Raw genomic sequence first — 22585 nt, forward strand, 5'->3', positions numbered from 1 at the left:
CCTCTGGACAAGTTTCCCCTCACTGACTGGCTGTCGGCTGATACGCGTTACGCGGCTAACTACAGCTGGCAAGCAGCTTCGACGGCCCTAACGGCTCCTCTGTTTCCCACCTCGACGAATCCGGACAGCCTGAAGCTGACGGCTCCGGTGCAGCTGGGCAACACCATTCAGAACAACGCCGAAATCAGCGCCAACGGCAAGATTGACTTGGTGAAGCTCTACAACAAGGTGCGCTTCCTCAACATCATCAATAATGCCCCACCGCCCGGCCAGCAGGAGCGCACGGCCGGCCGCAAAGGTACCTTGCCCCCCTCGCTGGAACGTCTGCAGGAAAAAGGTCAGCCCGCTGCTACGGCCGCCCAGGATACGGCCAAAGGTCCGGAGCTGCGTGCCCTTAAAGCCGTGCTTCGGTCCCTGATGACGGCCCGGTCCTTGAACTTTACCTACACCCGCAGTTCCGGCACGCTGGTGCCCGGTTACCTGCCCGGCACCCGATTCTTCGGCCTGAATGACGAGTTGGCGCCCGGCATACCTTTTATTTTGGGCAAGCAGTATGGTCTGGATGAGCTCTACAACCAGGTTAGCTCCAATGGCTGGTACACCCGGCGCAGCGACCTGCTCAACACGCCGTTCAGCTCCCTGCTCACCGAAAACCTGACTCTGCGTACCGCCCTGGAGCCCTTCCGCGACTTCAACATTCAGCTGGATGGTCGCTGGCAGCGGGTACGCAACAACGAGACGTTCTATCGTCTGGCCGTGGATACGACTACGCAACTGCCTTACGGGGCACCCGTGCGGGGCGACAGTCTGGCCCTGCGCCTGCCCCTGAGCACGGGTACGTTCAGCACCTCGTTTATTTCCATCAAAACCCTGTTTGGCGACCGTAGCGCCAAAGGAGAAGTGTCGAAAGCCTTCGACCGGTTTGTGGCTAACCGCGGCATCATTCGGGACCGGCTCCAGCAGGCCAACGAAAATGCCTATGGTGACGGCCGGACTGAACAGAAGGGAGCATACGGCTATAATTCCCAGGAAGTGTTGATTCCTGCCTTCATCGACGCGTACCAGGGCCGCTCCTCCGATGGATACAAGGCTAAGAAGTTTAACCCCTTCGCCCTGCTGCCCGTGCCCAACTGGCGCATCGATTACAACGGCCTGGCTGAGCTGCCCTTCATGAAGCGCTACTTCCGCTCTATCACGCTCAATCACCAGTACGCTTCTTCCTACACCGTGGCCAGCTACACCACTTCCACGCAGTATGCGGAGGAGCCCGGCTCGTTTTCACAGTTCCTCAACACGGCCGGGCAGTTCATTCCCTACTACATCGTGGGGCAGGTGACCATTGCCGAGCGGCTTTCGCCGTTGATTGGCGTCAACTTCCAGACCCTGCAAAAAGTAACGGGCCGGGTAGAGCTGCGCACCGAGCGGGGCATCACCCTGAACACGACCAACGCTCAGGTAACCGAGCTGCACTCCCAGGAACTGGTTATCGGCTTCGGCTACGCTACCAACCGCCTGAAGATTCCCTTCCGCATCGGGGGTGAGCAGCGCGTTCTGAAAAACGAGCTGACGGCCCGCCTCGACTTGTCTATCCGGGACAATACCACCATTCAGCGCACAATTGAAGATGTGGTGGATCCGCTTTCCTTGAATGATAAAGGCGAACAGGTACCAAACGCGAAGCCTAACGTAGGTCGCTCCCGGGGTCTGGCCACCAACGGTACCCGGCAGCTACAGCTGCGCCCTACCATCGACTACGTGCTCAACCAGCGCTTGAACCTGCAGATTTTCTTCTCCCGCACTGTTACCGAGCCCCGCGTGCAGAACTCGTTCAAGAACTCGGCTACCGAGGGCGGCTTGCAGCTTCGCTACAGCCTGTCGCAGTAACCCGCGATAATCTAAGTACTGAGTACCCTTTCAGCCCCGGCCCGTTTTAGGTGCCGGGGCTGTTTTTTTGGGTTTCATCTATTTGGGGCCTCCGGTTTTTAGCCATTTCCCACGCCAACCCGTACTTTTGGCCCAAGGCGCCCCGCGCCGGTATTCAACCTCCCAAAACAACACCCCATGAATCTCCCCGCTAATCTGAAGTACACCAAAGAGCACGAATGGATTCGTGTGGAAGGCGAATTTGCTTATATCGGCATCACCGACCACGCCCAGAAAGAGCTCGGCGACATCGTGTACGTGGACATTGACACCCTCGACAAAGAAGTAGCTCAAAACGAGATTTTCGGTACCGTGGAGGCCGTAAAAACGGTTTCCGACCTGTATAGCCCCGTGTCGGGCACCGTGGTAGAAATCAACGACAAGCTCGACAGCAGCCCCGAGACGGTCAACGCTGACCCCTACGGCGACGGCTGGATGATCAAAATGAGCCTGTCGAACCCCTCTGAAATAGATGCCTTGCTCACGGCTGAAAGCTACGGTGAGTTGATCGGCGCTTAATTTCGCCTTACTCCTGTGCAGCCTACCGCGCCGCCCCTGCCTCGTCGCCGAGCCTTTGCCGCTCTGCCCCTGGCTTGGGCGGCGCTGATTTTGGTGTTGACCCTAACGCCAGCCAAGTCTATGCCCACGGTGCCGCCGTGGGAGCTTATTTCTTTCGACTCGGCTGCGCATGCCTTTGTGTTCTTGGTGCTGGCAGCCTTAAGTTACTTTTCCAGCATCCGGCAGCAACGCTATGTCTGGCGCCAACGCCACGCGTTTAGCATAGTGCTGGTGGAAGGTATACTGCTAGGCGCCTTGATTGAGTTCCTGCAGATTACCATGGACCTGGGCCGGCACGGTGAATGGTCAGATGTCATCAGTGACGGTATTGGTACTGTGACTGGTTTGTTGCTGGCACGGGCACTGCGCCGCTGGTGGGCTTAATCCTTGTTCCCTATGCCGCGTCCTCTCCCCTTTCTTACTTCAGCCTACCTGCTGGGAATTGGTCTCGGAGCCTTTGTCAATACGACAACTGCGCTGGGCCAGGATATGGGTCGGGCCCGCGCCACCATTACTACGCTGGCCGGCCCGGCTATGCATGGCCGCGGCTACGTCAACCAAGGCGATACCCGGGCTGCCCGCTATATTCGGCAGCGTTTCCGGGAGCTCGGTCTTCGGTCCTTTACACCACACTACACCCAGTCATTTCCTATTGCTATTAATACCTTTCCTGGTAAGTGTGCGCTGTCAGCTAATGGTAAGGCCCTGACTCCGGGCAGTGATTTTATTCTGGAGCCTACTTCGGGCCCGGGCCGCATCCGCGGGCCCATTACGCTGCTCGATACCCTGATTTTCACGGATGAGCAGGCTGGTCAGCGCTTTCTGATGCGTGGTCTCCAGGGGCAAGTACTACTCATGCAGCACCGCGATGCAGAACGCATCCGGACCTTGCCCGAGACCTTTGCTCAGCATATCGGGCAAGCGGCCGCGCTCATCACGCTTATTCCGTATAAGCTGACGGCCTCATTGGCCGGGCAACAAGCCGCACAGCCACGTTTGCAGGTATTGGCCAGTCGATGGCCAGCCCGCACCACGGAGGTCAGTTTACAGGTAGATGCCCGGCTGATACCCAAGTATAGTACACAGAACATTATCGGCTACGTGCCAGGTCGCGTGCAGCCCGACTCCTTCCTGGTAGTTTCCGCCCACTACGACCACTTAGGCCGTATGGGCAAAAGCACGTACTTCCCCGGGGCTAATGACAATGCCAGCGGTACCGCGCTGTTGCTGGAGTTGGCCGACTATTACGCCAAACCCCAGAACCGGCTAGCTTATTCGATTGTGTTTATGGCCTTCGGTGCGGAAGAAGCCGGGCTGCTGGGCTCAAGCTACTACGTGCAGCATCCGCTGTTTCCTTTAGAACGACTGCGGTTCCTGGTCAATCTTGACCTAGAGGGTACTGGCGAGGAAGGCATTACCGTGGTGAACGGACGCCTGCTGGAAAAACCGTTCCGCCTACTAGAGCAACTCAATACCCAGCATCGTTACGTTCCCTCCATTGCCGCACGAGGCCGGGCTGCCAATTCCGACCATTATCCTTTCTCTGAGCGCAATATTCCGGCCTTTTTCCTTTATACGCGTGGGGGCCGCAAAGCTTACCACGATGTATACGATAAATCAGAAGGTCTACCCCTGACAGCCTTTGCCGGCGTGTTCCATCTGGTTACCGACTTCTTTACTGCTTTGACGCGTTAGTAGGCTGCATAGCCGCAATAAACTGCGTTCAGGGGAACAGATTATGCATCACTTTTATTAGCTGCTACTTTCTCGATTAAACGCAATAATCCTGGAATCATCAGACCTAAGTCTAACCATTCCAGGATTATTAGATTCTACCGGTAAACTACCGATATATGTTTCTTAGCCGTTCGACTTGAACGAGGCCATGATCTGCTTAGCAACAGCCTCCCACTCGGGCTTCTGACGGTCAGCGCAGGTGAAGTTGCACATCAAGAGTTTGCCTTCCACGTCGGTGAAGAAAACCAGGTTGTAAACCTCGTGGCCAAGCTCTGGCTTCATCAGTTCCATGAAACCGATCTTACGACCGTTCACCTCTTTTACGCCTTTGTTGAACCACTTCGCCTCCTTGTACTGCTTCGAGTACATTTTGTAGAAGTTGTCGGCATACATGTCGATCATGTCCTGATCGGCCGTGTTGTCGGTGTAAGTGAAAGCGATGCTGGCTTCCTTGTTGTTGGTGTAGATAACGCTAGGACGGCTCTGCGCTTTGGCGTAGTTGAAGTCCATCTGCTGCTCGCTCATCACCTCAAATCCCTTGGGAATCAAGATTTCAACTCGCTCGCTGAGTACACGCTTTTTAATCATTTCCACCTCGGCGAAGGGGCGGAATGCCGACAGCATGAGCGTCAGCAAAAGTACGGGAGCTAGTAAGGCTTTTTTCATAGTAGTGGCTGAAAAAAACGTGGAATTCAGGGGTAAGTAAGAGTCCGAATATTGAGCAGTCGCTCTGTTCGGATAACACAATTTACGCAGAAAATCTGAAGCTGCAAATTTTCGTTTGAAAATAATTGACTTCATGAACTCGGAGCCCTGTCTTCAGGTAGAAAAACAGAGTTTTGAGCTTGTTAAGGGCATTTACGAGAAATAGCTATTTCTGGATGTCCTTTGGAGCAACATAAAATTTCCGTAATCAGCATAGTAGTACAACTATACCAAATTTTATGCTAAAAGTTCAATTTCACATATTGAGAGGGGTTAGTCAGAAGGCGTTGGACTTAAAGAATGTTGTTGATCTGTTCCTTTATTTTTTCCAGTTCTTCCTTCATCCCTACCACGAGGTGCTGAACCGTGGAATCATTTGCTTTTGAGCCAATTGTGTTGATCTCACGGCCAATTTCCTGCGAAATAAAGGCTAATTTCTTTCCACTGGGCTCGGGTATGCCTACAGTTTCGATGAAGTACTGCAAATGACTGGTCAAACGAACCTTTTCCTCGGCAATGTCAAGCTTCTCGATATAGTAAAGAACTTCCTGCTCGAACCGTACCGCATTGAACTGCTCGTGGGCAGTAAGCTCAGCCAAATGCTGTTGCAGCCGCAAGCGCACCTGTTCAATCCGGTTAGGGTCGTGGCGCTCGACTTCGGTCAAAAATTCCTGAATGCGCTCCACATACCCGATGATTTCCCCAGTGAGCGTCTGACCCTCGTCGTGCCGGAACTGGTTCACCCGTTCTAGCGCTTCCGTAACCAAAGGAAGTAACTCCTCCCAGCTTACCTCTTCTTCTTCTTCCGCCACGCTAGCTTCGGAGGGTGCCTGCAGCACACCGGGCATGTTCAGGGCCAGGGCAAACAGTTGATCCTTGGGCGCACCTACTAGCTCAGCGGCTTTTTCCAGCTCTCGGTAAGCAGCCAGCAAGGCTTCCTGCTGAAGGACTGCGCTGGCACGTACTGCACCACGGGGCCGAACAAAATCGAAAGTAAGGTTGACTTTACCGCGAACAAGGCTTTTCGTTATAAGATTTCGAAGTTCCAATTCCCGATCCTGCAAAAAGCGTGGCAAGCGCAGGCTCAAGTCCAGCGTTTTGGAATTCAAGGACTTGATTTCGACCGTGGCCGAATAACGGTCGGTTTCGCGGTGTGCGATACCGTAGCCGGTCATGGACAAAAGCATGGAAAGTGGAAAAAGGTGGTCGGGTGAAAGCGGGTGCAAAAGTAATGGTTTTCAACATAGTATGTATATATACCCCTGACAATAACATAAGCGTAATATTGTCGCAATACTGGCATAATAGGGCTACGGTAGTTTTGTGAAACGAAAAAATCACAGCTGTATGCACCGTTTAGGACTACTGTTTATTTTTCTGATTATCAGTTCTTTCGCTTTTGCCCAGCAAGGAGTAATCAGTGGAAAAGTAACTGATAAAAAGACGGGGGACGGCGTAATTGGCGCTACCGTGCTGGTAACCGGCACTGTGCAGGCGGCCCCGGTAGATGTGCAGGGTAATTACGAGCTCAAGCTCAACCCTGGCACCTATAATATTACGATGACCTATATCGGCTACAAGCCGCTGACTTTCGCCGGAATCGTGGTAACGGCCAACGGCAAAACCACCCTGAATGGGGTGATGGAAGAGAATACGACCAACCTGAAGGAAGTAACCGTAACGGGCCAGAAGCAGACGGGCACCGAAGTGGCCTTGATCCAAGACCTCAAGAAAAGTGAGGTGGTAGTAAGTGGAATGAGTAGCGACCAGATTGTGAAGTCCCTGGACCGTGACGCAGCCGAAGTCGTCAAGCGGATTCCAGGCGTGACGATTCAGAGCAACAACTTCATTGTAATTCGAGGGTTGGCCGAGCGCTATAACACAGTGATGTTGAATGGCACCCTGACGCCTTCAGCCGAAGTAGATACCCGGTCGTTTTCGTTTGATATTTTGCCTTCCTCGGTTATTGATCGGGTACTGATTTTCAAGTCTGGTTCGCCGGAACTGCCGGGCGAGATGGGCGGCGGCGTGGTGCAGGTGTATACGAAGAACTCGGTGCTAGAAAATTCGACTAGCCTCACAGTATCCGGCTGGTATCGGCATAACACGACGTTCAAAAACTTCCTGGCTTCGCCCAAACGCGGTGGTGTACTACGTACTGAAACGATTGGCTACGACAACAATGACCGGCAGCTGCCCGACAATATTCCGGCTCAGGTCGAGCGGCAGCCCATTGCTTTAAACAACATCTGGTTGCCCCGGTCATTGAAGGCTTTGCCCGACTTGCGTATCTCTCTGGGCCTATCGCGCAAGTACGAAATCGGCAGCGTGTACCTGAGCAACGTCACGTCGTTGTCCTATTCCAATACGCGTGAGCAGTACAGCAACTTGCGTCAGCGCTTTCTACGCGAATTTGACCCCACAACCAACCGTCCTCAATTGCAGTGGACCTACGATGATACGCAAGCCAGCCAAGCGGTGCGCTTAGGCGTGATTCACAACTGGCAGGCGCGCCTGAACGACCGCAACCGCATTGAGTTCCGCAACTTCCTGAACCAGTACGCTACCGATGAAGTCGTACACCGTGTGGGACAGACTCTGGACCAGGGCTTCGAGCGCGACGACAACGCCATGCATTACCAAAGCCGCACGGTGTACTCAGGACAGTTGTCGGGTACGCACGAGGTAGGACAAACGGGCCGCAGCGTTATTAACTGGGCTGGGGCTACAACTACGTTTTCCGCGACGAGCCTGATTATAGCCGTTACCGCAATCAGCGCCGTATCCCCGAGCCCGGCTTGCCCGAGCGGCCCTACCAAGTGGTAATTCCTCCCGTCGGTAGCTCGGTTGACGCCAGCCGCTTTTTCTCCGACCTGCGCGAAAACACCTACATGGCTAGCGGGCAGTTTGAGCGCAGCCTGCTAGGCCGCGACTCGGCTAAAGTGAATGCGTACAAAATACGCGTCGGCTTCTACGCCGAGCAGAAGGAGCGGACTTTGCAAAACCGAGTGTTTTCCTACGTCGTGGGCCGTGAATACCGCCCGAATGAGCCCAGCTTCAACCGGGAACTGGAAAACCTGCCGATAGACCAAATATTCGCGCCCCAGAACATTGACCCTATAACCGGTTTCGTGCTGCAAGAAGGAACCCAGGGCGCGGACCGCTACACCGGCCGCAACACGCTGCTAGCCGGCTACGTGGGAATAGTGGCACCCATCTCCGATAAATTCAGCATTTCGGGTGGCATACGGGGCGAATACAACCGGCGCTTTCTGCAATCGGGTGATCCGCTGGAGGCCGCTTACCGTGAAAACAAGTTCATTCCGATGCCCTCGGTGAACGCCACTTACAACTTCAATACCCGCTCGCTGCTTCGTCTGGCTGGCTCGGTAACGACTAACCGTCCGGAATTTCGCGAAATCGCCTCTTACGAGTATTATGACTTTGCCAACAACGCGGTGGTAAAGGGCAACGACTCGCTGCGTACGGCCACCATCTACAACGCCGACCTGCGGTACGAATTCTATCCCTCACGCTCGGAATTGATATCGTTCGGTCTGTTTGGAAAGGTTTTCCGCAATGCTATTGAGCAGACCACCAGGTCGGTGGCTACTGAGCAGCTGAACGTTTCCTACCAGAATGCCGAGCGGGCTATTGACTTTGGCGCCGAAATCGAAGTGCGCAAGTCGCTGCGCGACCTGACCGAAAACCCTTTCCTGCAGCGCCTTTCGGCCATTGTCAATGCTTCGCTGATCTACAGTGATGTACGGCTGGTTGATAATGAGCGCAACCGCGACTTCGCGCTCAATAACCGCCCGCTGCAAGGCCAATCGCCCTACGTGGCAAATGCAGGCTTGTTCTACCAGGACGACGAAGGCAAGCTGCAGGTGTCGGCACAGTACAATGTGGTCGGGCAGCGCATTCGCTTCGTGGGTGACTTGCGCAACAACTACTCCATCATCGAAATGCCGCGGCACGTGGTTGACCTCGCACTAACGAAGGGGTGGGTGAGCATCTACAGGTGCGACTCGGCATTCAGGATCTGTTCAACCAACGCTACCGTCTGCTCTACGATTATGATGGTAACAGCAAGATTGAGGGCAACGAAGACGGCTCATTTGCCTCCTACCGCCGCGGAAGCTATTCCACGCTCGGTCTGACCTGGACCTTTTAGAAATACCATTCTTAACAATAACCTAACGGCACTGCGCCGGCTGGTCCGTACACCCACGTAACGCCTTTTCACTTAATTCTTATCACCCCCTCTCATGAAAAAGATTGTACTCAGTGCGCTGGTAGCTGCAGCTGCCGTGGCAGCTCAGGCACCCCAAGCGAAGGCCCAGACGGTTTGTCCGGCCGCGCCTACAGCCATCACAGTTTCGGGTGCGATTACGACCCCTACTACCTGGACGCGTGGTAATGTCTATGAGTTGAGCGGCTTCGTGTACGTGCGCAGCGGCGCTGTGCTTACCATTGAGCCGGGCACTATCATTAAGGGTATCCGATCGACGACAGCCCCGGCGGCCCTCATCATTGAGCCCGGCGCTCAGATTATTGCCAACGGCACCGCTGCTCAGCCTATCGTATTCACCTCCAACCAGCCAGCCGGGTCACGGTCCCGCGGCGACTGGGGCGGGCTGGTACTAGCTGGCCGGGCTCCGATTAATGCTACTGGGTCACCTACCGTGGAAGGCGGTATCGGCACGACCTACGGCGGTAACCTGCCCAACGATAACTCCGGCATTTTGCGCTACGTGCGTATTGAGTACCCCGGCATCCCGCTGAGCACGGCCGCCAACTCGGAAATCAACGGACTGAGCCTGTATGGCGTGGGCGCGGGCACTACCATTGAGTATGTGCAGGTGCACGCGAGCGGCGACGACGCGTTCGAGTGGTTCGGGGGAAATGTTAATGCTCGTTACCTGGTAGCCACCGCGACCCTCGACGATGACTTCGACACGGACCTTGGCTTCACGGGTCGGGTACAGTTCGCTCTGTCCGTACGCGACGCGGCTGTAGCTGACCAGTCGGGCTCGACGGCCTTCGAGTCGGATAACGATGCAAGCGGCTCGGCATCCACGCCACAAACGGCGCCCGTGTTTTCGAACGTAAGTGCCTTTTTGCAAGGGACTACGGCCGCCAACTACACCCGCGCCATGCACCTGCGCCGCAATACGGCTGTTTCCATTTTCAACTCGGTAATTACGGGCTGGCCCCAGGGCTTGTTTATTGAAGGAGCTGCAGCGCAGAGCAACGCCACTAACGGCTCGCTTGTGTTGCGCAACAACGTACTGGCTGGTATGACCGCCAACTACGGCGTGAACCCGACCTCGGGCTTCAACCACCAAAGCTTCTTCGAGGACGCCTCGCGGGGCAACCAAGTGTTCCCGGCCATTAGCGCGCTTGGTTTGAATGCCGACAATTTCAACTCTATCAACTCCAACGGAACACCCAACGGACGCCTGACTTCACCCTCCCGGCTGCTTCGGTGCTGACTGGTGGGGCTGCGTTTGCCGATGCCAAGCTAACCGGAGCCGGCAACGGCGGTCCGAACAGCACCTTCCAGGTAGTGTCTTACCGTGGTGCGTTTGGCCCGGCCAGCACAGCTGGCAGCAACTGGGCAACCGGCTGGACCAACTTTAATCCGCAGATCACCTGCTATAACCGCCCCGGGTTGACGCTTGCCAACAAAGCCGCTGACGAGCAAGTGCAGGGCCTGAGCGTAGCACCTAACCCCACGGCCGGTGCGGCCCTGCTCTCCTTCGAGCTGAAGCGGGCCGATGTGGCTACCATCCGCGTTACGGACGCCCTGGGCCGCAACGTAGCCCTGATTGAGGCCGGCCGCCTGGCCGCTGGCTCGCAGAAGGTAGCCCTGCCTGCCTCGCTGCAGAACGGCGTGTACATTGCCACGGTGAGCACCTCCGAGACGACCCAAACCACGCGCTTCGTAGTAGCTAAGTAATTTACCTCCTGATAAGGGGCCAAGTCATTCCGTGCGGAGTAGCTTGGCCCTTTTTCTTTTACCCCTATCTATTACTTACAAAAAACAATCATTTAGTAACTCAATCATCATACACCTCTTATCAGCTACTGCGCATTAGTTCAATCCGTAAAACCTGCCCTGCTTATACAGTACTACCTATTGCAATTTTCACAGTTGAATTGAAATGTTACACCTAATCCAATTTTACCATGAAAACCAATTTATTACGCTTACTCGTTTTGTTCACTGCCTTTCTGGCAAGCTGCGCTAAGGAAGCCAACGACACTCCGGCGCCAACCATTGCAGCCAAGAGCGAATCAGCCATGGTTCAATCTTCTGATGACATGATGGTTCTGGGCCGGCAGCTGGAAAACCCCTACACGGTAGATGTCATGCTGAAGGCCAGCAATAATTTGGCCTCCCGTGGTTATTCTACTAACGTTAATATTCGCACAACACATTTATACGTTCGTTTTTTGCCTAAAAGCACCCAGGAGTATTATCTGATGGCAAAAGATGATGCCTTGGATATTTACGATCATCCCTTGGATTATGAAATAGCTCAGCCGGGCGGCACGTACCATGATCCTTCTATTCCCAGCGACCAGTATTCGTGGCAGTATTGTGCCGTGAAAGTTGGGTACAACTTCCCAGCTATTCAGTATGAAATACTTGCTGAGCTGTATCTGCCGGAAACCGACAAAGCAGTAGCTGATGCCAACAGCCTGGATTTGCTTGAGAACGAAGCAATGGCAATTACTGGCAACAGCGACTCAGGTACAGAACAGCGTATTGCCTCTTTTACGCCCGGTGGGCGGATCCAAGTACGGAATGTTCTTCAGTACCGGGATTTCCGGGATAATTCCTCTAGAAATGTAGACCAACTTATCGGCCTGGAAGGTGCTCAGGTGCGTGCTAATCGGTGGTTTACTACCCACCGCGCCATTACGGACGTGAATGGCTACTACCGGATGAATGACAGCTTTAAAAATCCCTGCAATTATAGCATTAAATGGGAGCGGCCGGATTTCGATATTCTGGACCGGGCAATATTTGGTCAGGCAACGCTGGACGGACCTAAAAAAACCGGGGACTGGAATACTGATATTACCGGTGGCAGCCAACTCTTCTACGCCACTATTCACCGGGGTGCCTGGGATTATTACTACAACGACCAGATGCGTAATGCCTTTGGGTTGAAGAAACCCCAACGCGGGATAATATCTTCCAACAGCGCGTATCGCTGCTGGCCAAGGATGAAAGTGCTACTGTTAACGGAGACTATTCTGGCTGGCGCGCCGCGCTTGGATTTCCCCACATCCGGATTTTCCGCTCTAACCGTAATTCCGACGAAATATATTCTACGACGGTGCATGAATTGGCTCACGCTTCGCACCAGGAAAACCGTGGCTGGTCATCGTTCAATAACGTGGACGATGTAATTAAGGAAAGCTGGGCACGTTGCGTACAAACCTATTTCACGTTGTACCGCTTCAGTAATTATACCAGTGGCTATGATTGGGAGGAGCGCTACCAAAACACACCAATTATTCGCACCTCCCAGATGCATCCATACACGCCCATGTTCCTGGATATGTGCGATGATTTTGACCAAAGCTTCAAGTATGGTCCTACGCGTTTCGTAGACCAGTGGGACGGCAATTTTTACATGCTACCATCTATTGAAGCTGCTTTAAAGACAGCCAGCACTTTCCAAGATTTGGAACGACTTCTCAATAGCACAGGCACAGATCAGTCGGCAGCCGATTATTATAACCAATACAAATAAGCTATTTCAAGGCCAAGCGGCGGCTATTGCTCACGACAAAGTTGGTATCAATAAGCCGCCTATCACTATCCTCTGCTTATGACCCGGACCTTGCTCACTTAATGAAGTAAGAGAATTCCGCGTGATAACAGCTCTGCTGCCGATGGTAGCAGAGCTGTTTTTTTGGGACTAACTACTACCGGTACGCGGCGGCCCTTCGCCTCATTTGCCCGATATTGCGGGAATTGTTCGTGTTTGCCGGCGCTGAGCTATGAGAATTCTTCATCTTCCCAAGTGGTACCCCCACCGCTACGACGACCAGGATGGTGACTTCGTGGCCCGGCACGTGGCGGCCATTGCGCCCCACGCCGAGGCGGCTGTGGTGTTTGCGGCCGTGGCCCGCGGCCCGCTTCCCCGCCTGACCGTGTGCGAGGCCGAGCTACACGGCCCGATGCCCACCCTGCGCTACTACTACCGCGCCCGGCCCACGGGCTTTGGCCCTTTAGATAAGCTGGCTAAGCTCCTGCTGTATTTCTGGTGCGTAAGCCAGGGCTACCGCCGCATCGTGCAGCACTGGGGCGCCCCACCCCAACTGGTTCACGTGCATGTGCTGCTGCGGACCGGACTACTGGCGTGGTGGCTCAAACTAACCCGCGGCATTCCCTACGTCGTGACTGAACACTGGACGCTCTACCTGCCGGAACGAGCCGCGGGCATCAGTAGCCTGCGACGGGTGCTGACGCGCCTGGTGGTGCGGCGGGCCGCGGCTTTGCACACCGTATCGGAAGGGCTGCGGGACGCCATGCACCGCCTGGGTTTTGAGAATCCGCGCACTGCCGTTATTGCCAACGTGGTGGATACCGCCCTGTTTGCGCCCGGCACGGCCCAGCGGGTACCCGGGCAGTTGCTGCACGTGTCAGCCTTTCATGACGCAGTAAAAAACGTATCGGGAGTGCTGCGGGTGTTGGCCCAACTGCGGCCGCAGTGGCCCGGGCTGCGGCTGCGCGTGGCCGGCTATGGGCCTGATGAAGCAGCCCTGCGGCAGTTAGCCCAAGACCTGAACCTAATGGCTGATGGGACAGTCGTGTTTCTGGGCAAGCTGGCCCACGAGCAGGTCGCCCGGGAAATGCAGCAGGCGGCGGCTCTGGTGTCCTTTAGCCGGGCCGAAACCTTTGGCTGCGTGTTGCTGGAGGCCCGGGCCACGGGCTGCGTGGTGGTGGGCCCGGCCACGGGTGGGGTGCCGGAGCTGTTTCGGCCCGTCGGCCGGTTTGGTCTGCTGGTACCACCCGACGATGAAGCCGCGCTAACCCAGGCTCTGACGGCGGTGCTCAGCGGGCAGGCTCAATTCGACCCGGCCACGCTGCGGGCCGATGCCCAGCTTCGCTGCGGCTATGCGCACGTGGGCCAGCAATTTGCTGACCTGTACGCCCGCGTGGTGACAGACTCCGGCCAAACTGCGCCATCTTAGCGGCCTTTTCGCGCCCCTACCTGCTCTATGCTGCGCCGTATTCTGCAAAATTTTGCCACCCGCCTGGCCACGGCCCTGCTCAGCTTCACCATCGTGTGGCTTACGGCCCGCTATCTGGGCGCCACCGGCCGCGGCGACGTCAGCCTGTTCGTCACCGACTGCGCCGCGCTGCTGCTCTTTATTGGCTTGCTCGGCGGCTCTTCTCTTATTTACCTGGCCCCCAAGCGCAGCATCTGGCACCTGCTGGTGCCGGCCTACGGCTGGGCTACGCTGGTGTGTGCAGCCGGCACGGCTGTGGTAAGTCTGGCCCGGCCAGTTACGCCCCAGTACTTGCTGCATTTGCTGGCGTTGGCGTTGCTGCAGGCTTTTTTCTCTATCAACAGCTCCTTACTGCTGGGCCGCAAGAAGGAAGGCGCTTATAATTTACTCAATGGGCTACAGGTAGCCTTGCTGGCGGGTGGCTTGGCTCTGGCCCTTATTGGCTGGCAGTGGCGGGTGGTAGCGGTGTATTATTATGCTGCCTACGTAGCCTACGGGCTGCCGCTGCTGCTTAGTTTCGGAGTGCTCTACCAGCTCCCCGACCGGTGGGCCGCGGGCCGCGGCCTGCGCGACACTGCCCGGGAGCTGGCCTACCACAGCCGCGGGGCGCACTTGTCCAACATTCTGGCTTTTGCCAATTACCGCCTGAGCTACTACTTCGTGGCTCACTACGCCGATGCCCAAGCCCTGGGCGTGCTGTCGGTGGGCGTGGCGCTGGCCGAGGCCATCTGGCTGATTCCGCGCAGCACGGCTCTGGTACAGTACGTAGACCTAGTCCATGCCACCGACAAGCACGCCCATATTACCCCTACCCTGCGGATTGCCCGGCTTACGCTGCTGAGTACGGCCCTGGCCGTGCTTATCCTGTGTGCGCTGCCCGCTCAGGTGCTAACGGCCATCTTCGGGCCGGAATTCGGCGCGGCCCGGCCCGTGATACTGCGGCTGGGGCCCGGGGTGGTAGCTATGGCCGTCAACGTGATGTGCAGCACGTACTTTGCCGGCATGGGCCGCTACCGCGTCAATAACCTGGCTACCACCGTGGGCCTGCTCGTGACGCTGCCGGCCTGCTGGCTTCTGATTCCAGCGCTGGGTATTAATGGAGCGGCCCTGGCCACGAGCCTGTCGTATCTAGTATCCACGGCCTACCTGTTTCACCGGTTTTCCAGCGCTACCGGCGCGGGCTGGGCGGCCCTGTTGCCCAGCCCCGGTGATCTGACTTACCTACGCCAACTCCTGCAGCGCCGCAAAGCGGCTTAAGCTCCCAGCTGCGTCAGATTCACGCTAAACCAGTGCTGCGGAGCCGCCAGGGGGTCGGGAGTGTGGGCGGGCAGCAGCTGCGGCGAGTACAAAGCGCAGAGCGTATTCTCGACCTGCACCAGCTGGCCCATGGCTGTGGCGGGCAAGCCGTCCAGAATACCGGCCAGCACCTCCCAGCGCGGCTGCCCGGGCTGGCGGCTGGCATCGTGCCACACCACCACGGTTTGGGGGCCCACCAGGTGCTCAAATACCCGGCGGGTGTCGGTGCGCACGGCCTCGTAGGTATGGTCGCCATCAATAAATACCACGTCGAACTTGCGGCCCAACCCGGCCATATCAAAAGTAGCCGAGTTGCCGTGCAGGTGAGTTACGTTGGGCCGGGGCCGGGAAAAAAAGCCGTGCAGCTCGATGTAGCGTTCCGGCAACCCTAGCTGCCGGAGCTCCTCGGCCGACAGGTTCAGCGTGTACACGGCCTGAGCTACGTCGGCCACGTTGGCGGCGCTTTCCCCGCGCCAAGTCCCGATTTCGAAGTACGTGGCCTGCGCCACCCGCCGGCACAAGGCCCGCAGCAGGAGCAAATCGGTGGGCAGGGAACCGCCTTCCCGAAAAGCAAAGGGCTGCACCGTGGTATCGGCGGCTGATAGGAAAGTGTGCAGCGGTACCATCGGCAGGCCCAGCTTGGTAAGCTGCCGGCCCGAATGTGCCTGGGCGCGTCCTTGCCAGCTGGCTTCGTCGGCGGCCAGCACGTGGTTGAGCAGCCAGGGGTTGCGCGCCAGCGCCGCCAGGCCCCGCAGGGTTTTGGAAATCTTCGACACGGAAAGTGAATTTGTGAGATGGTGAACTGGTGAGATGGTGAGTTTGCTGTTCAACCCGCGCAAAACCGCGCCGCTGACACGACAACTCACTAGTTCACCATTTCACCATCTCACCATTTAGCTAATCGGGACTTTGCGCAGGATGGCCTCAATCAGGTCCTGGGTGCGGATGCCGTCGGCCTCGGCTTCGTAGTTGAGCAGGATGCGGTGGTTGAGCACGTCGCCGGCCACGTCCTTGATGTCTTCGGGCAGCACGTAGTCGCGGTCGTCGAAGAAGGCCACGGCTTTGGCCGCGCGGTGCAGGGCAATGCTGGCTCGGGGGCTCACCCCAAACTGCACGTACTGGGCAAACTCGGCTAGGTCATAGTCGGCGGGCTTGCGGGTGGCAAATACCAGCTCGATGATGTACTTCTCCAGCGTTTCGGAAATCTGGACCTGGTTGATCATGCTGCGGATTCCGAAGATGTCTTCCTTGGTCAGAATCGGGTTTACCTCGCCCACGTAGCTCATATTGGCCATGCGCCGCATTACCTCCAGCTCGTCGGCCTTCTTGAGGTAATCCACGTGCACCTTCATCATGAATCGGTCGACCTGGGCCTCGGGCAGCGGGTAGGTGCCCTCCTGCTCCACCGGGTTTTGGGTAGCCAGCACCAGAAAGGGCAAATCCAGCGGATACGTGGTTTCGCCAATGGTCACCTGCTTTTCCTGCATGGCTTCGAGCAAGGCGCTCTGCACCTTAGCTGGGGAGCGGTTCACTTCGTCGGCCAGCACCAGGTTGGCGAAGATCGGCCCTTTCTTCACCTCAAAAACCGACTGGTTCTGATTGTAAATCATGGTGCCCACCAAATCGGAAGGCAGCAGATCGGGCGTGAACTGCACGCGCTGGAAGTGCAGGTGCAAGACTTTAGATAAGGTACTAATGGTCAGCGTCTTGGCCAGACCCGGCACGCCTTCGAGCAGAATATGGCCGCCGGTGCAGAGGCCAATCAGCAGGCGGCCCACCATGTACTGCTGCCCCACCACTACTTTTCCTACTTCAGCAAATACTTGCTTGATCTTTTGTTGGTAGTCAGCGGCTTGCATCGGCGGCACGAGGTCAGAAGAAGGCATCGACATAAGAAACGATAACGGTACTTCTGTTAAAGGTAGCAAATGCGCGGCTACCTGCTGGCACCCCGGAGCTGAATTCCAGCCCGCCAGCGCCTTTGCGCTGGGCTTCGGCCAAGGCCCCAGGGGTAGAATATGCAGCAGAACCGGTATATTCGCTGGTTACTTACCCCTTGTATTCTTACCGGTCGATGCCCGCTTCTGCTTCTCCCTCTCCGGCCTATTTGCGCCGTTTTCTGCTGCTAGCCGTTGCATTCTACGCGTTGTGGTTTGTGGGCTACGAGCGGACGCTGGCCCCGGACGGCCGCCTCGACGCGGCTTTGTCGGCCAACATTACCACGGCCAGTGCGGCGGCTCTGCGCGGCGTAGGCTTCGACAGCCGCGTCCACGGCCTGGATCCGTATCTGGTGCTGCTCAACAGCCAGCCGGTGGTGCGGGTGGGACATCCGTGCAACGGGCTGGTGCTCTACGCGCTGTTTGCGGGCTTCGTGCTGGCTTTTCCCGGGCCGTGGCGCCGTAAGCTGTGGTTTATTCCGCTGGGTATGCTGGTTATTTACGGCATCAACGTGGTGCGCATTGGGGCCCTGGCCCTAAACCACCTCTACTCCCACCACACGGTTGAGTTCAACCATCACTACACGTTTACTTTTATCGTGTACGCTTTCATTTTTATGCTCTGGATGCTCTGGGCCCGCCGCCTGTCTGCTCCCGTTTCGGCTCCCGTCCATGTCTGATTCCGAGGCGCCGCTCGTTTCTTCCACCTCCTATCCGGTGCTGCTGGGGCGGAACCTGGGGGCTGGGCTGCTGATTGTGGCCCTGTTCTGGGTGGGTATGCACAACGACCAGGTATTTGCGGTGCTAACCCGGGCCTGGCAAAGGATATTCCTGATGTTTGGCCTAAGCACCCAGGCTGCCGGTCCACAGAGTGGCGTCAGTACGCTAGTCACCACGCGCAGCTTGCCGGCCGTTTTCACCTATTCACTGCTCTACACCGCCGCTTGTCTTGGCGTGCTATATGCCGCCCTCTACGACGCGGCTCGTATGCGGCTGGTGCTGCAACTCTACGGCGCTGTATTCGCGGCCTGTGCCTTACTACTGCTCGGGGCAGGCTGCTAGGCGACGCCAGCTGGGCCTACCAGTTGGGCCGCCGCCTTATCGACTTTATCGTTTCGCCGCTGCCGGTAATCATTCTGGTGCCTCTGCTGCGCTGGTATGGCGCCCCAGGGGTTACTACCCAGCGCTAAGCCAGGCTAGCGCTACATCTGCTGCAGCCAGGTGCGGGCTATCATGATATCATCGAAGGTAAGCACCACGACGCCGGCCGAAGTGTATTGCAGCGTCAGGTCAGTGGAAAGGCGGCTGTAGACGTTGGGCGAGTACACCCAGGCAAAAAACTCACAGCCCGCTTCCCGCATAGCCGGAAACCACTCTTTTCCGCCCCATTCGGCCGCGTCGGCCCACATGCTGGTCACCAGCGTGTTATCATTGAGCACTTTGCGGCAGCGCTCCTGTTTCACAAACTCCAGCATCTTGGTCGCGCCCGAAACAACCGAATCATAATCCTGGTCCCCAATCCATTCCACATCGAGCCATTCGGAGAAATAGTCGTAGCGGATGCTGATCTGGGAGGTCTCGTAAAGCAGGCGTTGACCCATACAACTGTAGTAGTAAGCGAAATTGTAAGCAGCTAAACTGGTCGTTGGCCTTTTAGGTTGTCGGAACAGGCAAAATGGGACCTGTTCAATAGGTAGTCAAACCGGCTCGGCAAAGCTACGGCAATTAAATATTAAAGATACTCTATGTTACTGACAACTGAGGAAACAAAAATCCCCGCTGCGCAGTGCAGCAGGGATTCTGTTGTTGTACCAGAGACGGGACTCGAACCCGTACGTCCGTGAAGACAAGGGATTTTAAGTCCCTCGTGGCTACCATTACACCACTCTGGCAAAGTCACTTCACTTGTTCTTGCTCCGGGCAACTGCTAGCGTACGCGCAGCAGTGGGGCAAAGTAACTGCAAATTTTTGATTCAGTAAGGGGTATTTACCGCCGGAAGCCGGAAGAAATCCCCGAGGAAGGCTCGAAAACAAAAAGAGGATGTTGCTGATGCAACATCCTCTTTGAGCGGGAGACGAGGTTCGAACTCGCGACCTCGACCTTGGCAAGGTCGCGCTCTACCAACTGAGCTACTCTCGCTTTTGATCTTGGCGCCGTAGTGGCGTTTTGATGTGACAAAGGTAGTACTGATTTCCTTGTTGTCAAGCACTGCCCCTAAAATAATCTTGGAAATTTTGCTTCCAGAGGGCTTTCTAGCTCATTTTCAGGGAGAAAATTTTTCAAAAATCTTCTCCCTGAAAGTAGTGGCTGCTACTCTTACTTGCCTTTGGTGCCTAAAGTCAGCTTCAGCTCGTTCAGCTTTAGCAGAGCATCGATGGGTGTGAGCGTATTGACATCCAGCTGCTGCAGCTGCTCCCGGATGCGTTCCAGCACCGGGTCGGCGGGCTCGAACATGCTGAGCTGCAGGCTGGGCCGTGGCGCTGAGGCTACGGCCGCGGCGGGCTGAGCTACCGGGCCACGGCTAGCCCGACCGTTTTTGGGCTCGGTTTCCAGGCCGGCCAGCACTTCATCAAACTCCGTAGGCCCTTCTTCGATACCGGTCGAGGCCCGCTCCTGCTCCAAGTGGTGCATGATTTCGTTGGCCCGTAATACCACGGCGGTGGGCATGCCGGCCATGCGGGCCACATGAATACCGAAGCTGTGCTCGGAACCGCCTTCCACGAGCTTGCGCATAAACAGGATGCGGCCATCGGCTTCGCGTACGGCCACGTTGTAGTTGCGCACCCGCGGGCAGTCTTCGGCCAACTGGTTGAGTTCGTGGTAGTGCGTTGCAAACAGCGTCTTGGCCCGAGCCTTGGGGTTGTTGTGCAGGTGCTCCACAATGGCCCAGGCAATGCTGATACCGTCGTAGGTGCTGGTGCCCCGCCCGATTTCGTCCATTAGCACCAGGCTACGGTCCGAGAGGTTATTCAGGATGCTGGCCGTTTCGGTCATCTCCACCATGAAGGTACTCTCGCCCTTGCTCAGGTTGTCGGAGGCCCCCACGCGGGTGAAGATCTTGTCGATGACGCCGATGGTAGCCGCGTCGGCGGGCACGAAGGAGCCAATCTGGGCCAGGAGCACAATCAGGGCCGTCTGGCGCAGCAGGGCCGATTTGCCGGCCATGTTGGGCCCGGTGATGACCACAATCTGCTGCTCTTCCTGGTCGAGGCAGATGTCATTGGGGATATACGACTCGCCGGGTGGCAGCTGCCGCTCAATGACGGGGTGGCGGCCGGCGCGGATGTCGAGCAGCGTGGAATCGTTGACGACGGGCTTTACATAGCGCTGCTGCCGGGCCGTGGCGGCAAAGGAAGCCAGGCAGTCGATGATGCCGATGGCGCGGGCGTTCTGCTGAATCTGGGGCACCGAGTCCATGGCCGACAAGACCAGCTCGTTGTAGATATTCTGCTCGATGACGAACAAGCGCTCCTCGGCGTGCAGAATCTTCTCCTCGTAGGTTTTGAGTTCCTCGGTGATGTAGCGCTCGGCATTTACCAGGGTCTGCTTCCGAATCCAGGTGGCGGGTACCTTGTCCTTGTGGGAGTTGGTAACTTCGAGGTAGTAGCCGAAGACCTTGTTGTAGGCCACTTTCAGGGACGAAATACCGGTGTTCTGGATTTCGCGCTGCTGGAGCTGAAACAGATAGTCCTTGCCCGAGAAGGCAATGCTGCGCAGCTCGTCCAGCTCGGCGTCAATGCCCTCGTTGAGCACGTTGCCCTGGTTGGTAAGAATGGGCGCGTCGGGACGGATTTTGGCCTTGATTTCCTCCCGCAGCGTTTCGCAGGAATTGAGCTGGTCGGCCAGCTTCTGCAGGGCGCGCATATTGGAAGCGGCCAGCAACTCCCGGATGGGCCCGATGGCATCGAGGGCGCGGCTGAGCTGCAGCAGCTCCCGCGGGTTGATGCGGCGCACGGCCACCTTGGAAATCAGCCGTTCCAGGTCGTTGATCTGCTTGAGGTGCTGTACCAAATCACCGAGCAGCTCGGGGTTGTCGAGCAGACCTTCCACCGTGTCGAGGCGGCGCTGAATCTGCAGGGGCTCCTTGAGCGGCAGCACCACCCACTTGCGCAGCAGGCGGGCCCCCATGGGCGTTACGGTCTGGTCCAGGATGTCAATCAGCGGGACGCCGCCGGGGTGCTGGGGGTGTACCAGCTCCAGGTTGCGCACCGTAAACCGGTCGAGCCACACGTACTTGTCTTCCTCCAGGCGGCCGATGCTGGCAATGTGGCCTACTTGGTCGTGCTTGGTTTCGGCCAGGTAGTGCAGAATGCAGCCCGCGGCCGTAATGCCCTCCTTGAGCCCGTCGATGCCAAAGCCCTTGAGGGAAGTGGTGTTGAAGTGGCGGGTCAGGGTTTCGTAAGTATAGTCGTAGCCAAACACCCACTCGTCGAGGGCGTAGTGGCAGAAATCCGGGCCGTAGTGCTGCTCAAACTCCGAGCGGCTTTTTTTGCAGAACAAGACTTCGGCCGGGGAGAAGTTCTGGAGCAGCTTGCCCAGGTAGGCATGGTCGCCCTGAGCCACCAGAAATTCGCCGGTGCTGATATCGAGAAAGGAAATGCCGCACTCCTGCTTGCCGAAGTGCACGGCGGCCAGGTAGTTGTTGGAGCGGCGCTCCAGCACGTTGTCGTTGAACGACACGCCGGGCGTAACCAGCTCCGTGATGCCGCGCTTGACGAGGCCCTTGGCCTGCTTGGGGTCTTCGAGCTGGTCGCAGATGGCCACACGCTGCCCGGCCCGCACCAGCTTAGGCAGGTAGGTATCCAGGGAATGGTGAGGAAAACCCGCCAACGGAGTTTCGGAGGCCGTGCCGGCCCCGCGCTTGGTCAGGGTAATGTCCAGGATGCGGGAAGCGGTAACAGCATCCTCGCCGAAGGTTTCGTAGAAGTCGCCGACGCGGAACAGCAGCAGGGCGCCGGGGTGCTGCTCTTTGAGCTGATAATACTGCTTCATCAGCGGCGTATCAATCACCGGGGCGGGCCCCAGCGTGCCGTGCATGGGCACCGGCTTCTTCGGAGTAGAGGCAGTACGCAAAGGAATAAGAGAATAAAGCGCCCGAAAGCGCCGCGGTTTACGGGGAAAGGACTACTTGCCAACAGCGGCGGCCGAACCCTGGGTTCCGGCCCGCGTG

At 57.0% G+C, this 22585-nt stretch carries 20 protein-coding genes and 2 tRNA genes; 14 read left to right on the plus strand and 8 right to left on the minus strand.

Annotated features, from left to right (window positions below):
- Positions 1–3 precede the first annotated feature (3 nt).
- The 4 genes from sov to MUN79_RS01240 all read left to right on the plus strand — a co-directional run bounded on the left by sov (position 4) and on the right by MUN79_RS01240 (position 4176).
- Positions 4–1884 (plus strand): T9SS outer membrane translocon Sov/SprA, encoded by a 1881-nt coding sequence (gene sov / locus MUN79_RS29780; protein ID WP_262923042.1) that lies wholly within the window; start codon positions 4–6, stop codon positions 1882–1884.
- A gap of 177 nt (positions 1885–2061) precedes the next feature.
- A complete protein-coding gene (gene gcvH, locus MUN79_RS01230) occupies positions 2062–2442 on the plus strand; it encodes a glycine cleavage system protein GcvH (RefSeq protein WP_244676008.1) in 381 nt (126 codons plus the stop codon).
- 15 nt (positions 2443–2457) lie between these two features.
- Positions 2458–2865, plus strand: a complete 408-nt coding sequence (locus MUN79_RS01235; RefSeq protein WP_244676009.1) for a VanZ family protein — start codon at positions 2458–2460, stop codon at positions 2863–2865.
- A gap of 12 nt (positions 2866–2877) precedes the next feature.
- Complete coding sequence (locus MUN79_RS01240) at positions 2878–4176, plus strand: M28 family metallopeptidase (RefSeq protein WP_244676010.1); 1299 nt, start codon at positions 2878–2880, stop codon at positions 4174–4176.
- 165 nt (positions 4177–4341) lie between these two features.
- On the opposite strand, the gene MUN79_RS01245 is transcribed toward MUN79_RS01240, so the two are convergent.
- Together MUN79_RS01245 and MUN79_RS01250 are read right to left on the minus strand one after the other, a co-directional pair.
- The gene (locus tag MUN79_RS01245; RefSeq protein ID WP_157807504.1) at positions 4342–4884 is read right to left on the minus strand and encodes a hypothetical protein; all 543 of its coding nucleotides are present in this window, start codon (positions 4882–4884) and stop codon (positions 4342–4344) included.
- A 332-nt stretch (positions 4885–5216) separates the two neighbouring features.
- Positions 5217–6098 carry a YicC/YloC family endoribonuclease gene (locus MUN79_RS01250; protein WP_244676011.1) on the minus strand — a complete coding sequence of 294 codons (882 nt, stop codon included), beginning with the start codon at positions 6096–6098 and terminating at the stop codon, positions 5217–5219.
- Positions 6099–6270: 172 nt separating this feature from the next.
- Between MUN79_RS01250 and MUN79_RS01255 the strand changes: the two genes are divergently transcribed.
- The 8 genes from MUN79_RS01255 (at position 6271) to MUN79_RS01290 (ending at position 15438) form a co-directional block, all read left to right on the plus strand.
- Positions 6271–7749, plus strand: a complete 1479-nt coding sequence (locus MUN79_RS01255) for a carboxypeptidase-like regulatory domain-containing protein (RefSeq protein WP_244676012.1) — start codon at positions 6271–6273, stop codon at positions 7747–7749.
- Entirely contained in the window at positions 7722–9083 is a 1362-nt protein-coding gene (locus MUN79_RS01260; RefSeq protein WP_244676013.1) for a TonB-dependent receptor domain-containing protein, read from the plus strand. Before MUN79_RS01255 ends, MUN79_RS01260 begins: the two co-directional genes overlap by 28 nt.
- A 108-nt stretch (positions 9084–9191) precedes the next feature.
- Entirely contained in the window at positions 9192–10418 is a 1227-nt protein-coding gene (locus MUN79_RS01265; RefSeq protein ID WP_244676014.1) for a beta-helix domain-containing protein, read from the plus strand.
- The gene (locus MUN79_RS01270; RefSeq protein WP_244676015.1) at positions 10412–10885 is read left to right on the plus strand and encodes a T9SS type A sorting domain-containing protein; all 474 of its coding nucleotides are present in this window, start codon (positions 10412–10414) and stop codon (positions 10883–10885) included. The genes MUN79_RS01265 and MUN79_RS01270 overlap by 7 nt, the downstream gene beginning before the upstream one ends.
- 230 nt (positions 10886–11115) lie before the next feature.
- Complete coding sequence (locus MUN79_RS01275) at positions 11116–12348, plus strand: hypothetical protein (protein WP_244676016.1); 1233 nt, start codon at positions 11116–11118, stop codon at positions 12346–12348.
- Positions 12336–12695: a hypothetical protein gene (locus MUN79_RS01280; RefSeq protein WP_244676017.1), complete on the plus strand. Its 360-nt coding sequence runs from the start codon at positions 12336–12338 to the stop codon at positions 12693–12695. The genes MUN79_RS01275 and MUN79_RS01280 overlap by 13 nt, the downstream gene beginning before the upstream one ends.
- Positions 12696–12945: 250 nt before the next feature.
- A complete protein-coding gene (locus MUN79_RS01285; protein WP_244676018.1) occupies positions 12946–14142 on the plus strand; it encodes a glycosyltransferase in 1197 nt (398 codons plus the stop codon).
- A gap of 27 nt (positions 14143–14169) precedes the next feature.
- Positions 14170–15438: a lipopolysaccharide biosynthesis protein gene (locus tag MUN79_RS01290; RefSeq protein WP_244676019.1), complete on the plus strand. Its 1269-nt coding sequence runs from the start codon at positions 14170–14172 to the stop codon at positions 15436–15438.
- Here the strand turns inward: MUN79_RS01290 and MUN79_RS01295 are convergent.
- Positions 15435–16253 (minus strand): class I SAM-dependent methyltransferase, encoded by an 819-nt coding sequence (locus MUN79_RS01295; protein ID WP_244676020.1) that lies wholly within the window; start codon positions 16251–16253, stop codon positions 15435–15437. The genes MUN79_RS01290 and MUN79_RS01295 overlap by 4 nt on opposite strands.
- A 117-nt stretch (positions 16254–16370) precedes the next feature.
- Complete coding sequence (locus MUN79_RS01300) at positions 16371–17363, minus strand: AAA family ATPase (RefSeq protein ID WP_244676021.1); 993 nt, start codon at positions 17361–17363, stop codon at positions 16371–16373.
- A 221-nt stretch (positions 17364–17584) separates the two neighbouring features.
- Here MUN79_RS01300 and xrtX point away from each other — a divergent pair, with 221 nt between their 5' ends.
- Positions 17585–18094 (plus strand): exosortase X, encoded by a 510-nt coding sequence (xrtX, locus tag MUN79_RS01305; RefSeq protein WP_244676022.1) that lies wholly within the window; start codon positions 17585–17587, stop codon positions 18092–18094.
- Positions 18087–18476, plus strand: a complete 390-nt coding sequence (locus tag MUN79_RS01310) for an XrtX-associated membrane protein (protein WP_244676023.1) — start codon at positions 18087–18089, stop codon at positions 18474–18476. The genes xrtX and MUN79_RS01310 overlap by 8 nt, the downstream gene beginning before the upstream one ends.
- A gap of 140 nt (positions 18477–18616) precedes the next feature.
- Here the strand turns inward: MUN79_RS01310 and MUN79_RS01315 are convergent, their stop codons facing one another.
- The 4 genes from MUN79_RS01315 to mutS all read right to left on the minus strand — a co-directional run bounded on the left by MUN79_RS01315 (position 18617) and on the right by mutS (position 22452).
- Complete coding sequence (locus MUN79_RS01315) at positions 18617–19015, minus strand: hypothetical protein (RefSeq protein WP_244676024.1); 399 nt, start codon at positions 19013–19015, stop codon at positions 18617–18619.
- Positions 19016–19223: 208 nt separating this feature from the next.
- Positions 19224–19306, minus strand: a tRNA-Leu gene (locus MUN79_RS01320).
- 175 nt (positions 19307–19481) lie between these two features.
- Positions 19482–19554 (minus strand) — tRNA-Gly (locus MUN79_RS01325).
- Positions 19555–19731: 177 nt separating this feature from the next.
- On the minus strand, positions 19732–22452 hold the full coding sequence (gene mutS / locus MUN79_RS01330) for a DNA mismatch repair protein MutS (protein ID WP_244678264.1): 2721 nt from the start codon (positions 22450–22452) through the stop codon (positions 19732–19734).
- Between the last annotated feature and the right edge of the window lie 133 nt (positions 22453–22585).

This window comes from Hymenobacter cellulosilyticus, from assembly GCF_022919215.1.
Taxonomy (GTDB): domain Bacteria; phylum Bacteroidota; class Bacteroidia; order Cytophagales; family Hymenobacteraceae; genus Hymenobacter; species Hymenobacter cellulosilyticus.